The sequence below is a fragment of the Neorhizobium sp. BETTINA12A genome (genome assembly GCF_023006485.1).
In the GTDB taxonomy this organism is placed as follows: Bacteria; Pseudomonadota; Alphaproteobacteria; order Rhizobiales; family Rhizobiaceae; genus Neorhizobium.
This window is the reverse complement of sequence record NZ_JALBGW010000235.1, coordinates 1-5,337: the sequence shown is the minus strand read 5'-3', so window position 1 is coordinate 5,337 and position 5,337 is coordinate 1. Positions and strand designations below refer to the sequence as shown.

Below are 5,337 nucleotides of genomic sequence, written 5' to 3'. Positions count from 1 at the left end.
GACCGAACTGGCGAGCGCCGCGGCGCTGCTGTCGCGCGGGGCGGGCACGACCACAGCCTCGTCCAGCCCGTAGGCCTTTTCCAGCCGGATCGCCAGTTCGACGCAGGTGTCGATGCCTTCGCTGATCCAGATCTGGACCTCGGAGCGCTTCATCGCCTCGTCGAGCAGGCGGATCACCGTCGAGCGGCTCAAGCCCAGCCGTTCGGCGACATCTTTTTGCGTCAATCCCTGGTTATAATAAAGCCATGCCGCCCGCAGCCGCATGGAGGCGGCTTCGGAATAGGCGGTATGGGTCTCGTGTCTGAGCCTAGCCAACGGGCCTCCCGGGACAATGATGGACAAGCCCCATGATATTTGTTCCAACTGACACATATGTCAATTCCGAAGAACAAATGTCTTGACTTTTTGACCGCCGGCAGGGGATAATTCTTGCCAACGCGCCGGAGGAGCCAAATCGCGCAACAGGCGTTTAGTTCTCCATATATCGAGGAATATTCGGATGACGTCTAAACTAGAGCAGCTTCGTTCCATGACCACGGTCGTTGCCGATACCGGCGACATCGAGGCGGTCGCCCGTCTGAAGCCCGTGGATTGCACTACCAACCCGACCATCGTTCTGAAGGCGCTCGGCACGCCCATCTTCGCCGACAAGGTCAAGGAAGCGATTGCCTGGGGCCGCAAACAGCCGGGCAATCCGGACGCCGTCGTGTCCGCCGTCGCCGACCGTCTGGCGATCACCGTCGGTGCCGCCCTGTCCGAGCTGGTGCCGGGCCGCGTTTCAACCGAAGTCGATGCCGACCTGTCCTTCGACACGGAAGCGTCGATTGCCAAGGCTCGCCATATCATCGCCGCCTACAAGGAGCGCGGCATCGAGCGCGACCGCATCCTGATCAAGCTCGCCTCCACTTGGGAAGGCATCCGCGCCGCCGAAGTGCTGCAGAAGGAAGGCATCGACTGCAACCTGACGCTTCTCTTCAGCCAAGCCCAGGCGATCGCCTGCGCCGAAGCGAAAGTGTTCCTGATCTCGCCCTTCGTCGGCCGCATTCTCGACTGGTACAAGAAGTCGACCGGCCAGGATTATACGGCCGAGACCGATCCGGGCGTCGTTTCCGTGCGCGCCATCTACAACTACTACAAGGCGAACGGCATCAAGACGATCGTCATGGGCGCCTCGTTCCGCAATGCGGGCGAAATCGAAGCGCTGGCCGGCTGCGACCGCCTGACGATCAGCCCGGCTCTGCTCGACGAGCTCGACAAGGACACCGGCAAGCTGGAGCGCAAGCTCGTGCCGGAAACGTTCAACGCGGAGCCGTTGCAGTCGCTCGACGAGAAGTCCTTCCGCTGGATGCTGAACGAGGACGCGATGGCGACCGAAAAGCTGTCGGAAGGCATTCGCGCCTTCGCCAAGGACCTCGCGTCGCTGCGCCAGATCGTCAAGAAGGAACTGACCCTCGCCGCAGCCTGATACCAGCTTCCACCGCCGGCATGAAGAAAGGCCCGTCTCGCGACGGGCCTTTCTGTATTGGCAAATGCTCAAGTCCGCGCTCGGGATCAGTCCGGCTTTCTGCTGACGAACAGGCCGGTTTCCTTCTCCACCTCGAGCACGCCGTTGCCGCGCTCGAATGCAGCGGCGATTGCTTCCCGGAACGCGTCCAATTGAGCCTCGTCCGCGCCGTCGCCGGGCGGGTAGGAGGTTAGCGCCAGAAAGACGTCCTCCGGCTCGGTGATCCGCATGTGTGCGGGGTGCTGGGAGAAGGCAACATTGCCAAACCGGGCACGCATCAGCTCCTCGGCCCTGTCGTATCCGAAAACGGCCGCGCTCGGATCGAATGGCTTGCTGCCGAACACGGTGGTAAGTTCGTAGATCCCGCGCATGTTGCCCATGCCGTTGGTAGTGACCGCCAGCCATCCACCGGGCTTCAGCACCCGGAACATTTCCGCGATTCCTGCTGCCGGATCGGGCAGGTGGTAGAGCATGTGCATGGCCACCACGAAGTCAAAGCTATTGTCCTCGAAGGGAAGGGAGGAAGCTTCCGCCTGACGGCCCGTGACCGATCCGAAGGGTAGGGACGTACAGCGCGCAAGGGCCTCTTCCACCATTCCGGAAGATTGATCGGCGAGCGTGAGGTCGAGATTTTCAGGTATATCGTTGATGACCGAGGCCCAGAACCAGGCGGGGCCGCAGCCGATATCGAGGACGCGGTCAGCAGGCCTCAGGGGCAGTTGCCGCGCAACCCAGGGAAACCAGCCGGTCTCGGCGATCGTATATTCCCTGTTGAGGCGCCCCCGAGCCGCCAGCTTGCGGCTGTCGGCATATTGAACGGCGTTGCCCGAGGTGATCGACGACATGGTGCCTCCTGCGGCGATGGCGGCCTGGCTTGCGCCACCAATATCATATCCCGGGAGTTTTGCAGTTTTGCAATCACAGGCTAGGTCTCCGGCGGCCGGTGACAGCCGCTGGAGAGGTGTTGCGAAGATCAGGCCGGCTGCGGCACCAGCTTGGCGGTGCCCGGCTTGCGCAGCAGCAGGACGGAAACCGCGGCGATCATGCACATCACGCCGGCGATCTGCAGGGCCGGCATGTAGGTGTTGAAACCGCTCTTCAGGTAGCCTGCGCCATAGGCCGCGGTGGCAGCGCCCAGCTGGTGCCCGGTGAACACCCAGCCGAACACCATGCCGGCCTTTTCGCGGCCGAATTTGTCGGCGGCGAGCTTTACCGTTGGCGGCACGGTGGCGATCCAGTCCAGCCCGTAGAAGACGGCGAAGGCCGACAGTTCATAGAAGCTGAAGCCGGAGACAGAGAGGTAGATCAGCGACAGGCCGCGCAGCCCATAATACCAGAAGAGCAGGATGCGGTTGTCATACCGGTCGGAAAGCCAGCCGGACATGATCGTGCCGAAGAAATCGAAGATGCCAAGCACGGCCAGCGTGCTGGCGGCGGCCAGCGGCGCCATGCCGAAATCGCCGCAGATCGAGATCCAATGGGTCTGGATAAGGCCATTGGTGGAAAGCCCGCAGACGAAGAAGGTGCCGAACAGAACCCAGAATGTGCCGCTGGCCGAGGCGCTCTTCAGCGTGGTGATCGGCGAGATCAGCGTGGTCAGCAGCTTGTGATCCTGCTTCGGTGACCTGGAGACGGTCGTCTCGCCATAGGCCGGCAGGCCGACGTCGGCGGGATGGTCGCGCATCAGTGCCAGCACGAGGATCATGGCGGCGCTGATGGCGAAGGCGGTCAGCGCCAGTGCCGTGCGCCAGCCATAGGTTTCGCTCAGGTCCGCCAAGAGCGGCAGGAAGACGAGTTGGCCGGTCGCGTTGCTGGCGCTCAACATGCCCATGACGAGGCCGCGACGTTGCGAAAACCAGCGGGAAGCTACCGTTGCGCCAAGCACCATGGCGGTCATGCCGGTGCCGACGCCGATGACGATGCCCCAAAGCGCCACCAGCTGCCAGACCTCGGTCATGAATAGTGAAACGACGATGCCGCCCAGGATCAGCGCCAGCGCGGTCGTTACGACCTGGCGGATGCCGAAATGGTTCATGAAAGCGGCGGCAAACGGAGCAAGCAGCCCGAACAGCAGCAAACGCACCGCCATGGCGGACGAGATGTCGGCGATATCCCAGCCGAACTCCTGATGCAACGGCTGGATCATCACGCCGGCCGAGCCCATGGCGCCGGCGGTCGCGAGCATCGTCAGGAATGTGGTGATGGCAACCACCCACCCGTAGTGCAGGTTTCTGGCCGCCATCCATTGGGCGGCGCGATTGGAGATCATGGTTCTGTCCCTTTCCTGGTCGTTGCCGCTCCGGCAGCGTGTAATTTTCGGGTATATGCCCGCTTTTGCATAAAAATCAGAGAGCCGCCAGCAGCTCCTGCAATTGTCTGGTTTTCTCGGCCCCGAGCCGGGCTTCGATATCGTCCTGGACGCTGTCCCAGAGCGGCGCGCCCTGCTTCAGGATCGCCGCACCCTTCGGCGCCACCGTCAGCATCGCCTCGCGCTGGTCCTCGCCATGGCCGATCGCCACCAGGCCCATGCGCTCCAGCACCTTGGTATTGCGGCCGACCGTCGAACGGTCCAGTTCCACCTGGACGGCGAGATCGGTCAGCGAGATCGGCGCCAGCCGGTTGATGTTGCGCAGCAGGCTGAACTGCCCGATGTTGACGCCAAGCGGCGCCAGGGCCTCGTCGTAATAGGACGAGACCTTTCGCGAGGCTTTGCGCAGCAGGATGCAGTGGCAGGTGTCGTTCGGCATAGAGCGGGTATATACCCGCGGTTCGATTTGCGCAAGAGGGGCGCATCAAAAGCTGGAACGTTTCGGAATGGCGCAGGCCGACCCGAAGAAAGACCTCCAGGGCACAAAAAGAATGGCCCGGCTTAAAGCTTCCTCAACAAGAATAGGCGACTATCCCGGCACTATTCCATCCTGTTGTTTTGCGTAGATATGGAGTTTGATCATGCCGGAGCTCGGCAAGTGAAGGGTCTGAAGTTCCGGTTTTCCAAGAAGCTCGTCTTCATCCTCATGGGCAGTATCGTCGTTCTCGGCGGTGGCAGCGGTGCGGCCGCTGTGCTCATCGGCACGGACAAGATCCTCGGCCCCTCCTATCTGGAGATCAACGGGCTCGAATGTACCGCGCTGGAAACGGTCAAGATCAAGCGCGATCAGCGTTACTGGATCCGCAAATACGTGGTGAGCGACGGAACCGGCGACGGTCTGGCGCGCATCCGCACGGCCTTGCGTGTCGCCAAGGCGGTCCAGGAAAAAGAAAAGGCGGATCTCGTCCAGGTGGCGATGATCGACAAGGCCGGCCCCCGTGATCGCGCTCAGATGCGCGGCCGCGTGATCGGTGCCCAGGTCGTCTATATCCCGGATCCCAACAAAGCGCCCGAAGGCGCCGACGTGAGGCCCTATTCAGCCTACTACCTCGATGGCGCGGCCAATTCGAACGGCGAATATTACGGCATGCGCATCGACCTGCCGCTTGAGGATGTCGAGACGCTCACCGCACGGCTGACCGACCACGCCGATTGCGTCGAACCTGTCGTCGCGGTGCCGGAAGGCGAACACGGCGCTTCCGCCAGCCATGGCGAGAAGCCGAAGAGCCACGGAGCAATGAGCGAAAAGCCCGCTTCCGGTCATGGCGAGCCTGCAGCCGACCCGCATGGAGCGCCAGCCGATGCGCATGGTGCTCCGGCCGAAGGCCATGGTGACGAAATTGCGGCCAAGGAAAGCGGCGGTTTCTTCAGCTCCATCACCGGCATGATCTTCGGCTCGAAGGCGGAAGCGCCGGCAGAAGCCGCACACGCGCCCGAGGGCGGTGCCGCCGCCGCTCAAACCCAT

At 62.6% G+C, this 5,337-nt stretch carries 6 protein-coding genes; 2 read left to right on the top strand and 4 right to left on the bottom strand.

The window, feature by feature from the left end:
- Nucleotides 1-315 (bottom strand): helix-turn-helix domain-containing protein (locus MOV61_RS27995; RefSeq protein WP_247138929.1); only part of this gene is annotated, 315 nt, incomplete at its 3' end.
- A gap of 184 nt (nt 316-499) precedes the next feature.
- Here MOV61_RS27995 and tal point away from each other — a divergent pair.
- On the top strand, nt 500-1,465 hold the full coding sequence (gene tal, locus MOV61_RS27990; RefSeq protein WP_247138927.1) for a transaldolase: 966 nt from the start codon (nt 500-502) through the stop codon (nt 1,463-1,465).
- A gap of 86 nt (nt 1,466-1,551) precedes the next feature.
- On the opposite strand, the gene MOV61_RS27985 is transcribed toward tal, so the two are convergent.
- The 3 genes from MOV61_RS27985 to MOV61_RS27975 all read right to left on the bottom strand — a co-directional run bounded on the left by MOV61_RS27985 (nt 1,552) and on the right by MOV61_RS27975 (nt 4,251).
- Nucleotides 1,552-2,349, bottom strand: coding sequence for a class I SAM-dependent methyltransferase (locus tag MOV61_RS27985; protein ID WP_247138926.1), 798 nt, complete (start codon nt 2,347-2,349; stop codon nt 1,552-1,554).
- Nucleotides 2,350-2,477: 128 nt separating this feature from the next.
- Nucleotides 2,478-3,773 carry an MFS transporter gene (locus MOV61_RS27980; protein WP_038545427.1) on the bottom strand — a complete coding sequence of 432 codons (1,296 nt, stop codon included), beginning with the start codon at nt 3,771-3,773 and terminating at the stop codon, nt 2,478-2,480.
- Nucleotides 3,774-3,849: 76 nt separating this feature from the next.
- A complete protein-coding gene (locus MOV61_RS27975; protein ID WP_247138925.1) occupies nt 3,850-4,251 on the bottom strand; it encodes a MarR family winged helix-turn-helix transcriptional regulator in 402 nt (133 codons plus the stop codon).
- Nucleotides 4,252-4,470: 219 nt separating this feature from the next.
- Here MOV61_RS27975 and MOV61_RS27970 point away from each other — a divergent pair.
- Nucleotides 4,471-5,337 (top strand): hypothetical protein (locus tag MOV61_RS27970; RefSeq protein WP_247138924.1); only part of this gene is annotated, 867 nt, incomplete at its 3' end.